This is a genomic window from Delftia sp. WSY_7, assembly GCF_043104845.1.
GTDB classification, from domain to species: Bacteria; Pseudomonadota; Gammaproteobacteria; order Burkholderiales; family Burkholderiaceae_C; genus Comamonas; species Comamonas tsuruhatensis.
In genome coordinates, this window is the sequence record NZ_JBICLB010000028.1 from 12944 (window position 1) to 33033 (window position 20090).

20 protein-coding genes are annotated in these 20090 nt (G+C 55.9%); 1 reads left to right on the forward strand and 19 read right to left on the reverse strand.

Features of this window, described 5'->3' with window-relative positions; translation table 11 throughout:
• Positions 1-56: 56 nt before the first annotated feature.
• A complete protein-coding gene (locus ACF8ME_RS11495) occupies positions 57-656 on the reverse strand; it encodes a hypothetical protein (RefSeq protein ID WP_392416485.1) in 600 nt (199 codons plus the stop codon).
• A gap of 90 nt (positions 657-746) precedes the next feature.
• On the reverse strand, positions 747-1211 hold the full coding sequence (locus ACF8ME_RS11500) for a hypothetical protein (protein ID WP_392416487.1): 465 nt from the start codon (positions 1209-1211) through the stop codon (positions 747-749).
• Positions 1212-1505: 294 nt separating this feature from the next.
• On the opposite strand from ACF8ME_RS11500, the gene ACF8ME_RS11505 reads away from it, so the two are divergent.
• The gene (locus tag ACF8ME_RS11505) at positions 1506-1787 is read left to right on the forward strand and encodes an H-NS histone family protein (RefSeq protein WP_338500735.1); all 282 of its coding nucleotides are present in this window, start codon (positions 1506-1508) and stop codon (positions 1785-1787) included.
• Positions 1788-2220: 433 nt separating this feature from the next.
• On the opposite strand, the gene ACF8ME_RS11510 is transcribed toward ACF8ME_RS11505, so the two are convergent.
• From ACF8ME_RS11510 to ACF8ME_RS11590, 17 genes are all read right to left on the reverse strand, one after another.
• A complete protein-coding gene (locus ACF8ME_RS11510; protein ID WP_392416489.1) occupies positions 2221-2505 on the reverse strand; it encodes a HigA family addiction module antitoxin in 285 nt (94 codons plus the stop codon).
• Between the two features lie 9 nt (positions 2506-2514).
• On the reverse strand, positions 2515-2793 hold the full coding sequence (locus tag ACF8ME_RS11515) for a type II toxin-antitoxin system RelE/ParE family toxin (RefSeq protein WP_338500734.1): 279 nt from the start codon (positions 2791-2793) through the stop codon (positions 2515-2517).
• Between the two features lie 202 nt (positions 2794-2995).
• The gene (locus ACF8ME_RS11520; RefSeq protein ID WP_392416603.1) at positions 2996-4846 is read right to left on the reverse strand and encodes a DEAD/DEAH box helicase; all 1851 of its coding nucleotides are present in this window, start codon (positions 4844-4846) and stop codon (positions 2996-2998) included.
• 173 nt (positions 4847-5019) lie between these two features.
• Positions 5020-5304, reverse strand: coding sequence for a hypothetical protein (locus tag ACF8ME_RS11525; RefSeq protein ID WP_289241057.1), 285 nt, complete (start codon positions 5302-5304; stop codon positions 5020-5022).
• Positions 5305-5424: 120 nt separating this feature from the next.
• Complete coding sequence (locus tag ACF8ME_RS11530) at positions 5425-5751, reverse strand: hypothetical protein (protein ID WP_392416492.1); 327 nt, start codon at positions 5749-5751, stop codon at positions 5425-5427.
• Positions 5752-5754: 3 nt separating this feature from the next.
• Positions 5755-6387: a hypothetical protein gene (locus tag ACF8ME_RS11535; protein ID WP_392416494.1), complete on the reverse strand. Its 633-nt coding sequence runs from the start codon at positions 6385-6387 to the stop codon at positions 5755-5757.
• Between the two features lie 172 nt (positions 6388-6559).
• Positions 6560-6988 (reverse strand): single-stranded DNA-binding protein, encoded by a 429-nt coding sequence (locus ACF8ME_RS11540; RefSeq protein WP_289241054.1) that lies wholly within the window; start codon positions 6986-6988, stop codon positions 6560-6562.
• 61 nt (positions 6989-7049) lie between these two features.
• Positions 7050-7643, reverse strand: a complete 594-nt coding sequence (locus ACF8ME_RS11545; protein WP_392416497.1) for a hypothetical protein — start codon at positions 7641-7643, stop codon at positions 7050-7052.
• Positions 7603-8787 (reverse strand): PFL_4669 family integrating conjugative element protein, encoded by a 1185-nt coding sequence (locus ACF8ME_RS11550; RefSeq protein WP_392416499.1) that lies wholly within the window; start codon positions 8785-8787, stop codon positions 7603-7605. The genes ACF8ME_RS11545 and ACF8ME_RS11550 overlap by 41 nt, the downstream gene beginning before the upstream one ends.
• 151 nt (positions 8788-8938) lie before the next feature.
• Positions 8939-9304, reverse strand: coding sequence for a hypothetical protein (locus ACF8ME_RS11555; protein ID WP_392416501.1), 366 nt, complete (start codon positions 9302-9304; stop codon positions 8939-8941).
• Positions 9305-9595: 291 nt separating this feature from the next.
• Positions 9596-11515 carry a hypothetical protein gene (locus ACF8ME_RS11560; RefSeq protein ID WP_392416503.1) on the reverse strand — a complete coding sequence of 640 codons (1920 nt, stop codon included), beginning with the start codon at positions 11513-11515 and terminating at the stop codon, positions 9596-9598.
• Positions 11516-11529: 14 nt separating this feature from the next.
• Positions 11530-11958 carry a hypothetical protein gene (locus tag ACF8ME_RS11565; RefSeq protein WP_160853054.1) on the reverse strand — a complete coding sequence of 143 codons (429 nt, stop codon included), beginning with the start codon at positions 11956-11958 and terminating at the stop codon, positions 11530-11532.
• Positions 11959-11964: 6 nt separating this feature from the next.
• Positions 11965-12588 carry an STY4526/YPO1902 family pathogenicity island replication protein gene (locus tag ACF8ME_RS11570; protein ID WP_160853056.1) on the reverse strand — a complete coding sequence of 208 codons (624 nt, stop codon included), beginning with the start codon at positions 12586-12588 and terminating at the stop codon, positions 11965-11967.
• 15 nt (positions 12589-12603) lie between these two features.
• Positions 12604-14334 (reverse strand): hypothetical protein, encoded by a 1731-nt coding sequence (locus ACF8ME_RS11575; protein ID WP_392416505.1) that lies wholly within the window; start codon positions 14332-14334, stop codon positions 12604-12606.
• Between the two features lie 25 nt (positions 14335-14359).
• Positions 14360-15241, reverse strand: coding sequence for a ParA family protein (locus ACF8ME_RS11580; protein ID WP_160853060.1), 882 nt, complete (start codon positions 15239-15241; stop codon positions 14360-14362).
• A gap of 663 nt (positions 15242-15904) precedes the next feature.
• Positions 15905-18586 (reverse strand): MobH family relaxase, encoded by a 2682-nt coding sequence (gene mobH / locus ACF8ME_RS11585; RefSeq protein WP_392416507.1) that lies wholly within the window; start codon positions 18584-18586, stop codon positions 15905-15907.
• A 522-nt stretch (positions 18587-19108) separates the two neighbouring features.
• Positions 19109-20062: an aromatic alcohol reductase gene (locus tag ACF8ME_RS11590; RefSeq protein WP_392416508.1), complete on the reverse strand. Its 954-nt coding sequence runs from the start codon at positions 20060-20062 to the stop codon at positions 19109-19111.
• Positions 20063-20090 lie beyond the last annotated feature (28 nt).

Consider the following 20090-nt stretch of genomic DNA (forward strand, 5'->3'; position numbering starts at 1 on the left):
ACTGTGTGCCTTGCGGCGGTTCACGGGAAGAAGACTAACAGACAGATTTCAGCTGGTCAAATGCGGTTGACAGTTGCCTGCTGCCGTGCACTCTCCTCCTCCAGCAACTCAGTGATCCGCAGGATCAAGGCTGCATGTTTCTGTTTCAGAGAGGGGAGCTTTTCCTGAAAAGTGCTCCATGCTCTATCCAGCTGTTCGGTTATTGGCTCAGCCCTGTACGCGATGCTATCAACCATGGATTTCAGGCATTCCTGATGGCATTCACGATAAACATATAAAGCATACATCCTGTCATCACCGAACCAGGCAATCTTATGGAAGTCTATAAGGCTTAAAAGTGCGATATGCTCGCCAACAGTATTCAGCTTAGCAAAGTCGCTAGCATTTACAGCTTTCTCCACTGCAGCGTGACGCTTAGCTCTAATTTGCTCCTGCTCAAGCTTCAGCTTTGCTGTTTTTTTTAGAACCTGGGCGCCCTTCTCCAACACGGCGATTGCATCATAAATTGCCATGGATTCTTTGACGTCCAACTCAAACTCACCATTTTTAAAGTTTCGCAGCCCACCAATCAGACGCATGATAGCAGTTGCCTGCGCCTTTCTAGCACTGCTATTCTTGGATATAAGCCCCTTGGACAATTCTTCAGCATTGATCATTATTTCTCCCGCGTTATAAAGAATCACACAAGTAAAAATCCCATCACCAAGCAAATGCTCGATGATGGGATTTGTTTGAAGCCCAAAGGCTTAGCGGTCAGTTCCAGTAGGCCGTTGGACCATTGGAAGGCAGATCACGTTCTCGCCTTTCGGCTTGGCAGGTGCAGGTGCAGGTTTAGCTGCTTGCTTCTCATTTTGCTCAGCGCGAGATTTTTGGATTTCTTGTCGCACCAAGCGATAGAAATCACGCAACACTCTCACTGACCAGGTCACGCACATGGACACCTTGCGGCGCCGATCTGCGTACTTCTGGCCGGCCTCATAGGCTTTTTCCCGGATCTGCTCTGCCCGACGCAGAGTTTCCCAGGCCTTGGTATAGACACCCAGATACTGCATCTTCAGATCGGGATGCTCCTCGAGCAGACCAATCAAAATATCAGCGACCAGGGGATCTTGAACCCGCGAAACCATATCTGCCAGATGCTTTGCATCCCACTGGGAGGCGCTGACAAAGGCGGATGCGGCTTGTTGGGGTTTGCGAGTAGATGAGGACATGTCGTTGATTTCGAGTGAAGGACAACGACCCCCAGCTGGGACTCGTTGGTCCCGGTGGGAAGGTGAAGAAATGTGCCCTGCCTGCAGCTGCAGGCGCGCGTCTCACAAGGGCTCAGACGCTACGTGGTGCTCGGAGAGCGTTCACGAGACGATTGTAGCGGCGCTGAGCCCGCTTCGCTAGCTTGTAGTGCAGGATCAATCTAATACGTATTAACCACAGTACACATTAATATCCTCAGCACATCTGAAATATTGTTATCATTAAGGCTTCTTTAACTTTTTAGGCGAACAACCGTGAGCAACTCATACAAAGAACTTCTCGCCCAGCGCGAGGCACTGGAAGCCCAGATTGAAGCCGCTCGCAAACAGGAAGTCAGTGATGTGGTTGCGAAAATTCGAAGCCTTGTAGCGGACTACGGCCTCACTGCAGATGACATCTTCACTGCAAAGCGCACATACAAGACTACAGCCGGCGAGCCAAAATTCCGAGATCCTTCCACTGGCAAGACCTGGACTGGTCGCGGTAAGCCGCCAGACTGGATCAAGGGCAAAGACCGTTCTGCCTACACCATATGATGGCTAGAAAAAAAGACTACCAAGGTAGTCTTTTTTTATGCCTGCGCGCCCAATCTTATGAAGCGTGCCTCGCCTCATAAATTCTATTTCCGTGATCTATCCGTTTAACTGAGTAAATGCGACAACCAGGCCGGAAGCGCTCACTAGGAACGACAGCAAGCAAGACGGGGCCGCATTCCTCGCTTGTATAAATCCAATCATGAAGCTGACCATCGAAGCGACCACGCCAATTGCGCGATTGAGTTCTGCAGGACCTGGGCCAACTCCTGCGAACAGAACGGCCCCGCTCAAGATAAAGACTGCCCATGCGTCGAAATTTGTTGTCACGGTGTTTTCCTACTTGTTCCGACGGGCAGTTAGCACCTTGCCCTGTTGATCGACCATGAACTGTATACCGTGAGACTGCCCATCCTGGTGATCTTCTTGGTGGCCATCACGCGGGAGCAGCAGTGATGCGGTGAATGCGTGGACGCTTCGCCTTGCTGGCCCGGTAAAGGTCGTACTGCATCTGCATCCCAGCCCAGAGTTCAGGGCTCGTGCCAAACGCGCTTGCCAGGCGAAATGCCATGTCCGGGGAAATCCCCGAATGCCCGGAGACGATGCGTGTCAGCGTGACGCGGTTCACGCCGAGTTGCTGGGCCGCGTCCGTTACGGTCACCTCTCCAAGGTATTCGCGCAGGACTTCGCCGGGGTGCGGAGGGTTGTGCATCTTGGTCATGTCTTTCTCTCAGTGGTAGTCCAGGTAGTCCACCAATACAGCGTCGGTTCCGTCGAAGGTGAAAACCATGCGCCAGTTGCCATTCACGGTGACGGCCCAATGCCCTTTTAGGCCACCTTTCAATGGGTGAAGCCCCCAAGCAGGAGCCGACATATCTTCGGGCTTGGTTGCCTGGTTGAGGGCCGCCAGTTGCAAACGCAGCCGAGGGGCGTGTGCAGCTTGAATGCCCGCCTTGCTCCCTGACTCAAAATACCGCTGCAGCCCTTTGTGCCTGAAGCTCTTGATCATGGTCGAAATTGTAGCGTGTGGCGCATCGCGCATCTATATCATAGTCAAACGACATCTGCATACAGCGCATGCAGCACATCCTGGTTGACATCAACGTACCGTTGCGAGCAGTCGATGCTGGCGTGCCCCAGAAGTTGCACCACGGTGTCCATGTCGCCCGTGGTGACCAGCACCTTGCCCGCGAACGTCCGTCAGCATCGCCTCACACTGCCAGCGCAGCCTCCTCCTCAACCACTTCAGGAGGAACCTCAACAAGCATAGGCCGCTGTTCTGCAGGAAGCGCTGTCTTGGCGGCTTCAATGACCTCCTCCTCGGTCGTGCGCTTGTTCTCCTGCAGCGCGAGAACGCCTTCGTCGATGGTTCCAGGAATCACAGGCACCAGCACCAGGACATCCCTCTTCTGCCCCAGGCGGTAGGCCCGATCTTCAGCCTGGCGCATCAGCGCTGGAGTCCAGGGCATGGACGCGAAGGCCACGATGTTCGCGGCCGTTAGCGTGATGCCCACGCCGGCTGCCATGGTGGTGCCGATGAACACCTTGATTCCCGCATCTGTCTGGAAGGCATCAACAGCGGCTTGGCGCCGCTTTGCGCTGTCTGCGCCTACCAGGCTGACGCTACGCATGCCCATCGCATCCAGGGCCTGTTTCAGCGCCTCCACGGTGCTCATGTACTCGCAGAAAATGATGAGCTTGTCGTCCGCGCCCAGGGCCTCTGCAGTCTCGACCAGGAACGGGATCTTGAGCGTCTCCAGGGCCTTGCGCAGCCGCACGATCTTGGGCATCGCCTGCAGGCTCATGTCGCCGTAGATCTCTTTGTAGGCATCCAAGCCTTCCGCCGGCGACAGGTAGCGCATCTGCCGCTCCTTGCTGCCCAGGTCTTTGAGCACCGACTTGCTGCGGCGGATCATCCAGCCCTTGATCGCCTCGGCCAGGGCCGCACGCTTCTCGGGCGCACCGGCGAAGCGCTTGCGGAAATCCGCCAACGTCAGGTGCCCCAGCTCGTGGCCAGTAATGCGCAGCAGCGTGTGCATCTCGACTTCCCGGTTCAACAGCGGCGTTCCCGTGACCACATAACAGCGCTCGATGCGCGCGCCCAGCAGGAAGACGTTGCGCGTGCGCCCGCTTTGGTACTCCTTGAGGTAGTGGGCCTCGTCAACAGCCATCACAGCGAAATCCAGCCCTGTTTCCCGCACCAGGCCACCCATGCGCTCATAGTTGCCGATCACCCAATCGCAGCCCTGCAGCGTGGCCATGCGATCCTCGCCCACCATGCCGATTCGGGCGTCCGGGTAGATCATGCGGATCTCGCGCTCCCAGTTCAGGCGCAGCGAGGCAGGGCACACGATCAGCACCCGGCCGGTGCCGGCGGCCATGCGCGATGCGACCACAGTCTGGCGGCTCTTGCCCAGGCCCATATCGTCGCCCATGCACGCACCCGACTGGCGCAACATGTGGACCACGCCCTCGGCCTGGTAGTCGCGCAGCGTGCCGCACGCGACCATACTGGCCAGGGCCACAGCGTCATAGGGCAAATCCGCGACATGGCCGCGCTCCGTCGAGAGGAAGCCACTGCCCTCCTCCTCGCTTGTGCCAGACCCACCACCGCTGGGGGGTGGCGCGGACGGTACGCTGATGGGCGAGCCTTGGTTGCCGGTGCTCGCCAGTTCCTCAATGACGACAGGCTGCTCGTGCACAAACACGAACTCGGGCTCCACCCCAGCAATCGATTTCAAGCGCTCTTGGATCTCCTGCGGTGTGGCCCTGACCTGCCAGGCGGATGCATGCTTGTGGAAGTAGCCGCCCAGGGAGCGCATGGCGCGCACGCACAGCGGGTCGTATGTGAAGCTGACGGCATACCGGCCGCGGCTGAGATCACCCTTCGCAAGCGGGAAGACCTGTACGTCGAGCAGTTGCGTGAAGTAGTCGTGCTGCGGCGCTGCCATTGCGGCCCGGAGCGTCACATCAAGGCGCTCCAGGTCCACGAACTGACCGGCGTATGCGTGCTGCAGGATCTGCTCGACGCGTGCAGGATCATTGACATCCAGCATCCACATGCGCCGTGCTGCACACCACCAGGCATCGTAGGCTGCCAAGGGCCGCTTCAAACCTGGCACATGCGTGAGCTGCAAGCCCACCCTGAGCCCGTCAAAGGCAGCCTGCAAAAGCAGGTCCGGGGGCGTGATGGTGACTGGTCCGATATGCACAGGTTTGATCTGACGATCAGTCATCAGATCACCCACTCCACTTTGTCTATATTCGGGCGCTTCTCAATGGGGTAATGCCCACGCTCTTTCAATTCATCTATTCTCGAACGACGATTTTCAGCCGATTCATAACCCCAGTTTCTGGCTATTTTTATTGCTTGCGGATGGACTGACACAGGGAGAAGAGCTATCGCGCGATCAAACTCTTCGCAGGCCATCAGAATAAATTGATCAAATGATGCGCCATACTCAATGATATTTCTCTCAAATATGGCATTACAGAAATCATCCCAATTGGACTCAACCAAACGGCCATCTTGAACCAGTGGCCTACGATGGAAATCGTTGCAACAACTTAAATTCACCACCCACTCCTGTGACAGCTTATATAGGCTGGCGGTCGCAAATGCGTCACTAGGAGAAATTAATTATTGTGCCGGAAAATAGCTTGACTCATGCCGTCGGCGCCACATCAAAACAATGGCCTCAACACGGCTATCGAAATCGCCGATATGTATGGAATCCGTCTCAGAAACCTCATCGTATGTGACAGTAATTCGAGTATTCCAGGCACCGTCGAGCTCTAGTATCGCGCTGCCAACGCATGGATCTTTGGCGGCACCAGTCTCGCGCATCAGCAGAAATGCAGAAGCGTCCTCTTCACGCTGGCCTGCACTCTTGACGACAACGACATAGAACTGGGCGTCGTCCAGGACGCAAATCTCTTGGCAATCCATCTCTGATTTCTTGAACATCGATCATTTCTCCACCGGAAGATTCGTAGACCCGTTAACAATTGCAGACTCGACGACCTCTTTGATCTGATTGATGGTCGGACTGTTCATTGCAACATAAACACCCCACAGACCAAACACAAATGACACAAATCCGATGAAATTCATGAAGATTGCAATTTTCTTCGAACGAAGATAGTCATTCTCTAAATCCACATGGGCTGACAAGTTCGAGATTATTGGCTCCATCAATCGCTGGTCCTTAGCAAAGCCGTTAGTATCTAGAAACTCCCTCATACGGAGAAGAGAATCCCGCACATCTTCTGGAAGATCGGAATATGGAGTTATGGCTTCCATCTTTTCGCAGAGTAAGGACAGCTTTTCATGAAGGGCTGGGTCTCTTGAGTCAGAGCATATTTTACGGAGCATGCTTGTCGCAGCCCCGTCCTTGAGCCCCCTTGCTTTTGCTATTCGTTGAATTTCAACACTCTTTAAATCAATTTTATTGCTTATTTTCTCCTTCACATCTCGGATGAATTTTCTTCTGTTTTTGGCTTCCACCAACAATACAAAAATCCCAAGCGGAAATAATCCAAACATAAGAATAATATAGGCCAATGGGACAGCAATAATTAGGAAGTCATGCAGCAGCTTCATCGTGTTCACAGCCTGTTAAAAGCGGCAGATTGTGTTCGATGCCCAGCCACATGCCAAGCTTGGTACGCCCGACTTTCGGACAGCAGTGTTGGCTACCGTCTACAAAAAAGCCTAGGTGACGGCATAGCGCACTGTGATCGATGGATGGAACGGAAACAGCGCGCCGTCAGGTTCAAACCGTAGTTGGCTCAGCTTCAGGCTGCGGATCGCCAGAGGCGGGAGCACGCCGAGTCGCGGTTTCGAACTCGATTGACTTCACCCGCGACAGCTGAAGCGCGATGTCTTCAGCGACGACCTTGATGACCTGCACCTCGGCACCCGTAGCCGCGTCCTTGGCCATGAAGTCGCGCTCTTCGCCATACACCAGGACACGGCTGCCCTTGCGCAGCAGGCGGGCAGCATCCCGGGCCTTCTGACCATAGATTTCAACTTCCCGCCAGAAGCCTCCAACCTGCTCGACTTCCCCTGTCGTTTTGTTACGGGCGTAGCGGCCAAACATGATGCGCATGCTCGCTACTTCGAAGTCGCCGTTGGCTCCGGCAATAACGCGCAGATCGGGCGACTGACCGAGATTACCTTTACCGATAAAAATGTTTTGCATATATGGCTCCAATAGTGCGAGATGAAGAGTTGCCCAGCTGCACCACTGCCGGGCAAATCGATTAAGGAGAAAAGCTGGAACGAGGGTAAAGGTGGGGCTCCGAGAGCTCCAAAGACCTGCGCGCTATCTTGATTTTTGAGCGCAGTTGAAGGTGCTCTTCGTTGAGTCGTTGGGCCTCCCGGGATGCGCGCAGACACCAGGCGCGAAGATCACCAGGCAGCATTGAGGCAATCTCTTCGAGCTCATCCCAGCTTAGATGCCGGTTTGCGCCAAGCCGCTGACGCCAGCGCAAAAACACGGAGCCGCGCGAACTGCGCTGGTGCACCACCAGATATGCGCCCACGCCCTTGACCGTTTTGGACTGCTCCGAAAGGTGGCGCATCTTGTCAGCCACCGCATCAAGACTGGCAACACCTTGGCGCAGGGCGGCGAGCCCGCCCCTACCCGTAAGGGCCTTTACGTCAACCTGATTTTGACAGTCCTGATTCACTGCGGTATGCCTTGCCCAAACCACATGATTGACGATGCGTTCATCGCCGGCATGCTGTGATTGCCCTTTCAACACCTGCCCTTTCACACCATCCCCTTTCATACCAATACCCCCGATATTTAAATCACGCAGATTCTGTGCTACTCGTCGGTTCAGCCGGAGCATCAGTAGACGCATCGGCCTCGTCATGACGCTGAGCCTGCTCATCGGCCTCCAGCTGCGCGCCGACCTGGTGCAAGACTGCACGCTCAGCCTCCGAGAGCGAATAGCGACGACGCGAATGCGAAGGTGCAACTTCGACCTTGTAAATCACTGCCGGTACAGGCCCGAAGACTTGCATGGCAAACTCAATGCGCTTACGTGCTTGCTCGTCAGCACCGACCCAGTCTGCTCGGTTGAGATCTGCCATCTCACTACGCGACAACCACCTTGAGAAACGAGCGGTGTCGTAGAACACTTTTAGGATTGCCCGGGATGCAATGCTCAGGGACTCCCGCATTTGCGAATCGCTTTGCAGGCTCTTGCGATTCAGCGTTTTCTGCAAACGAACGAAATAGTCGTATTGCACGATGAGCGTCGAGATGTCATAGCCATATGGGCTTTTGAAGCCGAGATTCACGGCGACGGGATTCGATGACGCAGCAACCGTGTAGTTGAGCCCCAGCTTGCGCTGCTGCTGCATGCGCTCCTCGCACTGCTGAATTGCCCCGCGAAGGTGCTCTTGAACCTCCTGCAGGCCGCGTTCGTAGCGAACAAGCGCCCAGTCGGCATAGGGATTGTTGTTGGCCGTCAGCAGCCACAAATTGCGAAGAGATGCGGCTATTCGCCGGCCACCAATGATGGGGTTCACCTTCGAGCCAGGCTCACGGGCGCGGCCGTAGAACATGCGCAGCGCTTCGATCGTGTGGATGGTCATCTGGTCCACACCGTCATCGATCAGCATTCCCAGATCATCAATGGCTTGGGCATCGGAGATAGGCACCAAAGGATCAGCACCTCTGCGCTCCTGATGCTCGGATTGCATTTGCGCCAAACGCTCCCGACGATCAAGCAGTTCGACATAGCGATCGAAGCGAGGATCGCTTTCAGACGCACCAGCTTGGATGTATTCGGCGAGGACGTTTTCTTCGCCACGAATGGAGTAGCCATCAGCGAAAGGCGATCCGTCCTCTTTCTCGAACACGATTCGTGTGCCCAAGATGTTCTGTAGGTCTATGGCATCAATGCCGCTGCTGCGCTTGGTTTGTTGTTTGCCTTGGTTTGTCGCCATCTTCTTCTCCCAGTCAGTGTTAATAAACAATTTACCCATCAGTCAGGGCAGTAATTCCACATAAGCCATAAATCCCTTGACGACCAGCATCTGCAGAAGCAGAAGCAAAGCCAGGCAACCGCATCTAAAGAATAGTAGGCCCGCTAGATTCAACTGCTTCTTGAGCAAATGCACATTCGTCCTTCTAAGCTCAGTTCGTGCAGTCTGCTTTCCAAGCTTCCAAAAATGCGAACTCCTTCTTGCTAACGGCGGGCAGCCTTTCAGGCAGGCTCTGCCGAAGAAGATCCATGACCGCTTCGCGATGGACGGTTACAAGCGTTTTGGTATTTTTATGAACACGCACATTGATGTAGCCTGCTCCCGCGAGTCGATCAATTGCGCGTTTTACTGTCGTGACTGACACCGTCCCGCACAGTTGCTGATCCGCCATCTTGCCGGCAGTCATGGCGAACTCTTTAACATCCGCCTCCTCTTTCAGAAGTACCCACAGGACTGCTGCGTCAACATAGTTGTGCAGCCGTTGAACCAAATGGAGGAATAGTGAATTAGCTTTCATGTTCATCTCATTTCTTAGAGTCGAATATTTGGAGTCCAAAAAAATGCACTTATTAGAGTTGGCCATCACCACAGAGAGCTACTCGCTTTACGCGGTGGGCCGTTTCGGACTACTCGGCAAGCCTTGCGCAGTGGGCCGTTTCGGACTACTCGGCAAGCCTTGCGCAGTGGGCCGTTTCGGACTACTCGGCAAGCCTTGCGCGGTGACCCGAGTCGCGTTACGCGGACAAACTGAGGAGATGCCGAGTCAGCCTTCAGATCGTTGACTTGAATTGAAATCGAGTTCATCAAATCATTCCTCGGCTGGAAAAAGATCGTTCGTCCGCAAAGCCCGAACCAGAGGGCCAGCGTTCAGCATCACAAACCAGGCCTGCTGATCAGCCCTTTTCACACGCAAAACATTTGTAGAGCCGTCAATCTGAACGAGCGAACCCGTAGAGCGAATGATGTAAACCACACCCGGCGTCAGTTTTGATAACACCTCGTTCATCTCGATGTTCTGCATAAACCGCTGATTTGGCTCTGCTGGCAGTCCAAGCCGTTCCCCAAGTTCATCAAATTTCTCGCGTGTCATGGTCTCCATGCGAGCTTGCGCAACTTCGGCTGCATAGACCAACGCCACGGGTTGCCCCTGAGCCTTCTTCGTGACGATTCCATGCAGCCATCCGGCTGGACTGCGAATCTCTTTGCCGCGAGCCATTTGCCCTTGCAATTCATCCAGCAGTTCTTGCTGGTCAGGAAAAGCCAGTCCGTGAAGGACGCGCTCAACAGCTTCGCGGTGAGATGCTGACAGAGCGATAGGGAAAACAAGCTGGGCTTTTTCCTCCTGCAGACCGACTTCTCCTTCTTCCGGAGCAAACTCAAGACCACTACTACTACCTTCAAGTTCTTGAGCAACCTCTGATGTAGTAGTAGTTATTGAAATAACGTCTTGTATATAGGTTGCAGGAAAGGGCAAATCTAGCTTGCAGGTTTCGGCAAGATTTCCAGGGTGTCCGTTGCAGGAAACGGCAGATTCGGAAGACCCAAGGATGCAGGAAACGGCATTTTTCAGACCTGATGCCTGCGCCCGTTGAAGAGGGCTCGGAAGATCGCCTAAGTCGTTGTCGCTACTCCGTTTTATGGCTGATACCAGTGACTTTTGGGAGGCATCATTCTCCTTGCCAACCTGTCGATTTCCGACAGGTGCAGGAAAGCTGTCCTCCAGGAAGTGGAGGAGCAAATCACGAGAACGCTTCGGCGCTGGCGGGCGAGCCGCTGTGACTCCTTCCAGAGTCAGGGTGAGTTGCTGCAGCCCAATTCCCAGACCAGACAAGTCCAGACCAGGCCCAGACGCAGCGGCACGCTCAGGCAACGCGGTAGAGGCAACTTGGGGCTCGCCGGTCGTGGCAGGAGCTGCACCAACAGCCAGGTCTGCACTACGCGCCGATTTCTTCAGAGGCTTGATGGCCTGGCCACGCAAGCACAGGAGCAGCGCTTCAAAGTTGAGCCGGACAAGTGCACCACCTGACCCGCACTCCTGGATGAGACCGGCTTTTTTCAAGCGGTCTCGGGCGTTTCGCTGCACCTTCGTTCCAAGTGCCAGGGATTCGCTGATGTCGAGTTGAGATGCAGAGACACAGCCGTTGTCCAGCTGGCCGGCCCTCAACTGATCCCGATGGCACTGCAGAAGATATGAGAGGTACAGACCTGCTGCGATGTTGCTAGCGATGTCGGCCAGGGGCTTGTAGTAGACACGGCAGCTTCGCATCCACGATGCGACCGCCTCCAGGTTGGGCTTTGAAGGCCCGTGCTTTGTGCCTCCCAGCGCTGCGGTGAGAGCTTTAACGTTGATGCGGTAATTCAGTACGCTGGGGCGACCGATCAGCAGTTCTTCGAGAACCCCGGCCTCCATCAACTCTGTTCTCACGGTGGCTTGCTCAGTCCTGGTCAGACCGATTGAGGTTTGCCACTGGGCGATGGACATGTGGAACCATCCGCCGCGCTGTGGATGATTGCGCAGGCTATGGCGTGTCCAGTACAAAGCCATGCCAACAAAGATGGCTGCCTTGTGCCCAAACCTTTCGGAAAGAGCGGGGTGAAATGGCACGAAGCCGCGATCTTCGAGATGAAGGATGATCTGTTGGGCAACAGGCCCGGAGCTTTCGACTGCACCGGAGTCATCGCCACCCGACATGGGTGCATGCTCAGCAAGCAGTGGTTGAAGACGCACTGAGTGACTCCTGCTCAGTCCGGACTTGCAGGCCTGTCGGCCGCCGCAAGCTCAATCCCCAAATCACCTTTGGCCATGGCGGCAGCAAGGGGCTGTGCCTGCTTCTGCAGCTGCTCCATGAGCCGGTCGAGATGCACGCGATACTTCAGCGTCCGGCCCTTGCCGCCCTCTTCGGTCAGCAGACCCATTGCGGCCAGTGTGCGGCGGCATGTCTGCTGCTGAGGACGTGTTATGCCCGTATCTTTTTCCACATCACTGGCGGATAACTCCAGGACAAAGGAGTGCCCATTATCTCTATCCAACCCCTTCTCAACTGCATAGGACAGCCAGAGAGCAGCGAGAACATTACCGGTCAGATCAACAAATGCCCGATTAATAGTTATAGGCGCCTGACCGACCAGGTCAAGAAGCATTGCAGATTGGAGATAGTTTTCGTCCGTCATACCGAATCAGTGATTACCTAGTGCTTTAGTGCTTGAATTGGAATCGTCACTTCCATAGAAGCTTTCATATTCCTTCACGCACGTATGAAGTGAATCTATAGAGTAGTCTGGAAATTTTTGATGAAGCGCGTAAAGCCAGTCCCTCAAATTCTCAGTGGGACCAGCTTTACGTCTTATTTCATGCCAAACGATGTGAATATGGTCAACAACATCGTGTTCTTTTGGGAGCTTTGTTCTCCCAACACTGGCACCACCCAGCAAATCACGCAATCTCCGAACTTCGTCGGAGGAGCGCTTAAATAATCTTGTGACCAGCGATCTGGTCGCGCCGTTGCGGACAAAATACTCGCACATTTCATCATCACGACGCTGACGATCAATTCCGTCCAGGTGACCGGAGATCTCACTCACCGAGAGATTTATACGAATACTTCGCATACGCGAGGCAAGATCAATCAAATCGCGTGTTTGGCGAGTCCGGAGCGTATCAATTAGCTCCGGAGTCAGTCCTAGCAGCAACAACTGATCGAGTCCAGCCTCCGTTTCAATAACGCGAATAACTTCGGTCAGAACAATAAAATTGAACTGCTCGTTACCGCGGATATCAAGAGGAACACTGCGACTTGTCATTGCACACACCAAAAATTAGGAAAACAAAGGTTTGTACGGAATCTGTGTTTTTGCAGGATAGGCAGCAAAATATTCAGAAACAGTGCCGAGAAATTTCACAAACGGAGTCCCGGCAACGGGAGAACCCATCAGCCGAGCAAAATGAAGAGAGTGTGTATATAAAACGCCTGATTTGAATGCAAGACCAGCAGCAGCGCATACATCTCGCATTTCGGCTTCGCTAGTTTTCAATGCTTGGCTCCAGCGGGTATCTTTGGAGCACAGGCTAGCAAGCTCTTGATTGAATTGACCCGTGAACACCGCAAGGACTGACCAAAGAGCGGTGCGCAGGTCTTGCTTTTCCTCATCAAGTGCTTGGCCGTCAACCATCTGAACATCACTGGGAATTTCAACAATGAATCCCAAAGGCATCTGGCTCTCTACGACGATGAAATCAGAAATAGGTACAACGGCGTTCAGTGCGAGAATATCGTCAGAGAGTCGCTTGGCGAAATTAGCCAATGCATCGGCATCGGAATTAGCAGGCTTGACCTGGCTGGACTTGCGTGAAGCCGCGGGCTGTTGATTTGTGGCCCCGCCCCCCACAGCGCCCAACATTCCCCCCAACGGTGCTTGTTGCCCACTAAGTTTCGCGTCGGGGGCAGCAGCCTTCACGCTGGCGAGCTCCTCCGCTGTGATTTTGGGATTGGCCACCACTGCGGAAAGAGCAGCTGGGAGATTTTCAATCTCTATGCCAATGGCTTTCGCTCCGACAGTTTGCAGGTCAAGGACTAGACTTTGCAAATCGACAACCACGTCCTTGCGTTCGGCCGGGTCCTTGGCCACATTTGAGGCCTCCAGGCTTTCAAGGTCTTGACCGTGCATGAGGAAAATCTCCTCCAGCGCGGACCTAACTTCCTTTGACCTGTCAAATTTTTCTGCAATCTCATATATTCCGCTAAGTAGCGGCTTCAAAACGTTGCTAACTTCGTCGGTGCGTAGCCAGTTTCCAATGAATTGCATGTGCTCAACTGCAAATGCAAAATTTTGGATCATGCGAACTCCGTAATTGAGTCCTTGTTTTTTAAGTGCTTTATTGAGCTCCGTCGAGGAAAGAGCGCAACCATTCTCTTCCTCAAACTTCGATTTATACGAAGCCACACCTTTGGCGCGCTCCCAGAATGAAATATCGCCACGATTGTCGTTCTCGCTGAGATGCGCGGAAATGACAGCGGCTTCACCAGGCCATTTACGAGTGATGACAGTAAGCTTGTTAAAGCGTGTATCCCCTTCACGCTTGAGTTCTTGTGCGATGGAGACCCGTGTATTGCCGCCGCCATAGGGAAAATACTTTTCAGCTGGCGAACGGCGCGTAACCATGATCGTATTCGTGATACGACCTTCGGCTATCATGCTCGCCTTGATTTCTTCTCTTTTCGGATTAGGGCGAGTTCGCGGGTTGTGTTTGTAGATCTCAATATCCTCGGGATCAAGGGTAGATACTGCACCGTCCACTTCCGCAAGTGGATCAACTCCAGCCGTCGCGTTGCGAGGGGTTGCGGTGGGGGCAGCAAGCGCCCTACGTGCCGCTTCCAGTTGCTGCGCTTGCTTATTCGGTTTTGTGGCGGAATCGTTCATGCTCTTGGACTCTTCTTCTGGCTTGGCGGTCGGCAAATCAGCTTTTTCGCTGACGCCTGTTTCTGATGGATTGTTGCGCTGCAAATCGGCAGCGCGCTGCGCTGCATTCAGCGTTACGGGTGTACGCATATAACCTCCTGGTTAATAAGGAGGATTAAGCAGCGTAATTTACGAAGCGCTTGTGATTAGGCGCGTACATTTCCGTGACGCTCGGGATGAGTTCCCAAAGCAGTTCGTGCATCGTTTCAGCTGCTTTGATACTGTCGATCCAGTGCACAGGAACTTGAGCGGTTGCAGCTTTTCTATATGCCACAGTTGATGGCACAGCCGTGTTGAGCATATTGACGCGGCCACGCATGGTGATGAAGTTCTCGCGAATGATGTCCGTCATCACGCGGCAATCGTTCGTCTTCTCCGAACGACTAAGCACAGCTTTCATGGGCGGCATCTTCATGCCGAAGTTGGCAACGCATTCGTGGCGCTCGATCAGCGCAGCTGTTCCGTGGAGAAATTCCCGTGCGGACACCACATCTGGCGACACAGGAACGAGCAACAGGTCCGCAGCCATCACTGCAGCGTCTTGCAGATGTCCCACAGCGCCCTGTGTGTCGATGATCACCACGTCGTAGGTGTGGGTGACATCGGCATGCTGCAAAGGCCTGTTGAGCCTCAAAAGCATGTCCATGGGGTTGCGCGTGGCCATCCAGTCCTGGAGTACACCATCCCGGGTGTCCGACTGGACAAGGTGCAACTTGGCGTTGGGGGCGGGGCTGATGACCGGCTTGCCGAGGTAGCCAGCCGGGCTCAGCTTGCAGTGCGAGATGCAGTCGGACGTGAGCACGCCCGACCTCACGAATTCGGTGAGGCCTTTTTCCGCCTGGTGGCTGAGCTCGTAGTAGCGGGAAAGCGACGGCTGGATGTCCGCGTCGATGAGCAAGACACTGAGGCCCAGGTCGTGAAGGAGGCCGCCAAGATTGGCAGCAAGTGTGGTTTTACCGACTCCGCCTTTGGTGGAGACCACGGTGATTGTGAGCATAGATACCTCGTTGAATGGTTGAACCAAACAACAAGGGCCAGGGGACTAATCAGTGCTCAAAATACTCTAACTGCATCTAAAACACCATGAAAATGGCGTTTAGCTTGCTAGAGTATATACATCGTATCTAGTAAACGATCGCTAAAAAAAGTGAGCTTTGATGAGGCTCACAGTCGTAGCAGTCACTAACTAAGCGGACATTTATGTTTAGAGGCTTCCTCGTTGACGCACGCGTTGGACTCTATGGGCTGCGCTCCGAACTGTCAACCGTTTGAACTTTTACCCCTCCGCCTGACCGCTGCTCAGGCGACTCCAGCGCTACGCTTTTAGCGGTTGCGGCTGAGCTGTTCGCCTCACACATCTCCGTGTACTCGCGTACAGCCGCAGGACAGACAAAAATCATCCCGTGCTTCGGCGTCCGCAACGGCAACATGATCACCTGGTGAGGATTGCGCAAGGCATCCCAGAGATGTCTGACTGAGACCTGCCCTTGAGCATAGGCCGAGACGACATTCCAGCTATACAGCGCCCGGTGCTGCCATGGCCTCGATCTCCACAGCCCAAGGCGCTGGACAGCATCCAGATCCACCTTCGGTTCTTGGTTTCTGGAAAGTGCGTTGAATCTCATAAGCTATTGATTGATATTGTCTTTTCGAAAATTCCCTAAACCATCTTGAGCGCTGGATTGCTCGGCGGAACGGGCTGAACCCATCGCCCAGGCTCGACCAGCACCACACATGACAGCCGGCCTTTGACATCGCCGCGCGAGTAAATCTCGAACGCGACGATGTTGGTCCGATTGGCTGCCGGCAGGTGCCAGCCGCACTTGATGACCTCCCGCTGTACCTTCGTGGCCAGCTCAGTTGGGCTTTCTGCCAGGTCGGCATGTTCCTGAGCAAATTTCTTGAAGATCAGCGGAGAGACCAACGCCATGCCTTGCTCGACAAAATGCACGGCTGCCCCCGTCTCGTTGAACTTGATCTCACGATCAACTAAGCCCTGCTGAACCCACCGTATGAAGTCCAACGCCAACTCGCTGGGCTCGTGCGCAGGCCTTTCCTGGCCATCGATCTTGGGTAGCTGCTGCAAGAGCAGTACCGGCTGGGGCTCGTCTGCACGGTGGGCCTGGGGCTCGCTCCTGGCCCGCACCACGACCGTGGGCAAGTCATCGAGCTCGTCGCTCAGGCTCCGGAACTCCGAAGCGACGCTCGCGGCGCGCCGAGTAGGAAGGACAGGCATTGGTGGCGTCGCCTCGGGCGCAGGCACTGCTGCAGGTTCTGATGAAAGGATATGGGCGGTAGGCTGTGCGGGAGGCTCTGGCGTAGCCCGGGCCTCGTCCAGGCCTGCGGCAGCTTCTGATGATTGCTCGCGCACCGCCCCGCCCTCCTCCCTGGCCCGCGCCGGCTTCGGCGGCCGTGGGCCTTTCTTCGGTCGCATCGCTGCTGCAGTTTCGGCCTCATCGAGGAAGTCACTCTGGTCGAGCAGGTAGGCTGCATCGCCTGGGTCAAAATCGATTGAAGATCCCGCCGCCGGCGGAGGCGCTGCCAGTGCAGCATTGTCAGGTTGCCGAACTGGTCCAGGCACTGGTTCTGCCTTGATTGCTGGGCCAGCTTCTGCTGGAGCCGTTGCAGGGGCACGTCCGGGTGCAGGCGTTTCCCGGGGCCTCACTGGCGTTGCATCTATCTTTCGTGACTGAGGTGCTGTGCCAGTTTCGCATTTCATTGCAGGCGACTTTGCCGCAGCAGATGGTGCCCTAAACGCCGGTTCACGCATGACTGCCGCAAGCTTCAATTTCTGCTTGCTGGGCGCATTGGGCGCAGCTGCAGCTGCAGGCGCGCGTGGACTGGTTGGTAGTGCTGCAGCTTCGGGTGCATGGGCTGCCGCATCCTCCTTACCACCAGAACCTGCCGCAGGAATCTGCAGCTGCACGGCCTGCGTTGAGGCCCCGCCCTCCCCGGCCTCATCCTTGCGTTTTTGCCGCAGGACCAATCTGCCTTGCATGGGCGCCGGATACTTGCTCTCGTGCGAAAAGACCTTGGCCAAGGGAAATCGCAGCATGGCCAGGTCGTGCTCATAACCTCCTCGATCTGCCGCAGCTTCGGATGCCTCTCCTTGCACTGTCACATGCCAGATAGCCTGCCCGGTAGCCGGGTTCAGGTCGATGACGCCATAGTCCTGCCAGGTGTCGAATAGCCGATCGTTCTTCGAGTCCCCTGGTACAGCCTCGTCGGGCTCATTGCGCTTGATCCATTCGCGCACCGAATCCGCCAACCGCTTGGCCACGAACCAGATGGCTCCCTCAAACACCCAGGCCGCGCCACCTGAGCGGTTCAGCGGCAGATCGGTGCCGGCCTGCAGCATGCTGGTGATGGCCTGCATCAGCAAGTCGATCAACGGCTTGGACTTCGAGGTCGGGAAGCGGCCCTTGTGACCCGAAAGCAGAGCGCGCTGCGTGGAGGCCTGGTCGGCTCGGCGCACCAGCTGGGCCACCAAGCTGTCGCGGTCCTGGCCGCAGAGATACTTCTCCAGGGCGTCCATGGCTGCAGGCGTCTGGGCCAGGAACACGAGCGCCGACTCTGGCGCAATGCGAGACAGCAGCAGCTGCGCCAGTTTGCCGTGGGCGCTGTAGTCGCGCTGGCTCTTGGGCGTGAAATCGACCAGGTACTCGGCGGCAGCACGCCGGGCCGTGATCTGGACCAGGCTGCCGCCTGCAGGTGTCCAGCGAATCGAATCGGCCATGCCATCACAACGCCACTGGATCCGCAGATCGGTCATGGGCTTGGCGATGTCGTGCAGCAGCGCGGCGAAGAACACCACGTAGCTCCACTGGTCACGTTGCGCATCGATCTCCTCGATCTGGGAGCCGCCAGGCAACAGCATGGCGTTGCGCCAGGTCAGGGCTGCCAGGACCATCTCGATGGTGTGTGAGAGCAGCCCGCCGGCATGGGCATGGTGGTGCGCCTCTGACGCAGGCATCAATTGCACGAACGCTGCATACCGATGGATGGCCGGCAAAAGATCTCGCTCCCAGACTTCACGGCTCTGGTGCGACTGGCGCCACATGGCATCTACTGCCTTTTCTGCGCGCACGACTGCGAGCAGTTGATCAGAGCTCAGTACCCGAAGCCAGCCTGGTTCCGTACCGGCTACGGCGGGCATCTGAGTCGCCGCTGATTCGGCCGCTGCGCCAGGCCCCAGCTTGTCTTCTGCAGGCTGTCGCTGCCTGCGATGCTTTGACCAGGGCGACATAGCCAGCAGCCGTGCGGCAAGACTCTTCATCTTGCCCTCGGACATGGATGGCAGTTGCAAGGCTGCAGGGTCTTGTGGATTGACGAGGGCAGACATCCCTGCCCTCGGGGTGTTGCCCCTTGCTGTCTGAAAGATGTCTTGGGATAGGAACTACAAGGTCGGAGACGGTCGATTACCATGGCCGAGCACCATACGGACGATGCTGGTCGTAGTCATCCTGAAAACGTTCGGTAAGGACCGTAGGTTTGACGCTTGACTTTTATGATTTTTATGGATCGATCTACTACTGCACGCCGGTAAAAATGAGAATGATGAACCGAGGTGCAGCAGCAAGACCAGCCCCTCTGAGGTGGCAGCAGATGACCTGATGCCGACATGCGCTGGAGCTTTGTCGATGACTGCTGTGCAGCGGGAGCGGTCTGTCGCCTGACGGCGGGCTCGGCGGATCAGCGGTATACCGCTGAACTCACCGTCAGTGGTCGTTCGCGTCAGCCAGCAATCGACCCGTTGCTGTCGCTCAGCTTCAGTTTGCGGGAGTCGGCTTTCGAGCCATCGTCGCTGATTGCGGACAGATTCCGTTGCCAACTGAGAAGCCAGAAGCGCTCGCCTTAAACCCCATCATTCGGCGCGGCGAGATGCCAGGTTGGCATGAATCCACGACGACACGTCCGTTACCGGAATGGAGCGGCGTTGGTTGAACGTGCCGCTCTTGGCCCACGACATGCCGCGCCCCTGGGCAAAGGCTGCACGGTACTTGCTCATCATGTTTTGCGGGTCGCGCGCCAGCTCATCCAGCAGGTACTGCTCGGTCCATACCGACCGGGTGAAAGAGCGGCCAAGGCCCGCCTCCAGCTTGTCCGCCACCTCGCCGTAAGTCACGGTGTCGCCCGCCAGATACACAATCTCGTTGCGGATGCGCGGTTGGGCGAACACCACTTCGGCCGTCAGCGCGCCGATGTCGTCGGGAGTGGTCAACGTCACTGCAGTATCAAGGCTTCCCAGGGCGTGGACCGCATCGTTGTGCAGGTCGACGACGCCGAACTCGGGCTCGAACAGGTAGCTCATGAACATGCCGGTGGAGATGATGACCCACTCCGTCTGATTCTGGCTGCGCAGCAGCTCACGCACGTCGAGCTGTGCGTCGAAGATGTCCTGCGGGCCGCCCCGGCCGATCACGTCGAAGTCGACCCCGAACTGCCAGGGGAAGTACCGGGGAATGCCTGACTGCAGCGCGGCCCGCGCCAGCTTCATCGGTGTGTTGATGCCGGCTGCATAGCCAGCGCACCCGATCACCGTGTCATAGCGTGCGAAAACCACGGCAAGCTCATCGATGGAGCTTTTCACCAGGTCGCCCAGGACGATCTCGATGCCGAGGCTACGAATCTCCGCGATATCCCGCTGCTTGGCAGACGCGGAGGAATCCACGGCGCTGGCGCGCAGCAGCACGCTGATCTTGCTACCAGCCACGCTCTTGGCACGACGTGCGAGGTTGCGAAGCACCGGCAGGCCGAGTTCGCCGGCACCGAGGACGAGGATGTTTTGAGACGTCGCGTTAGGGTCTAATTGGTTCATCGTGTGGGCAGGAAAATGAGAGAGTTCG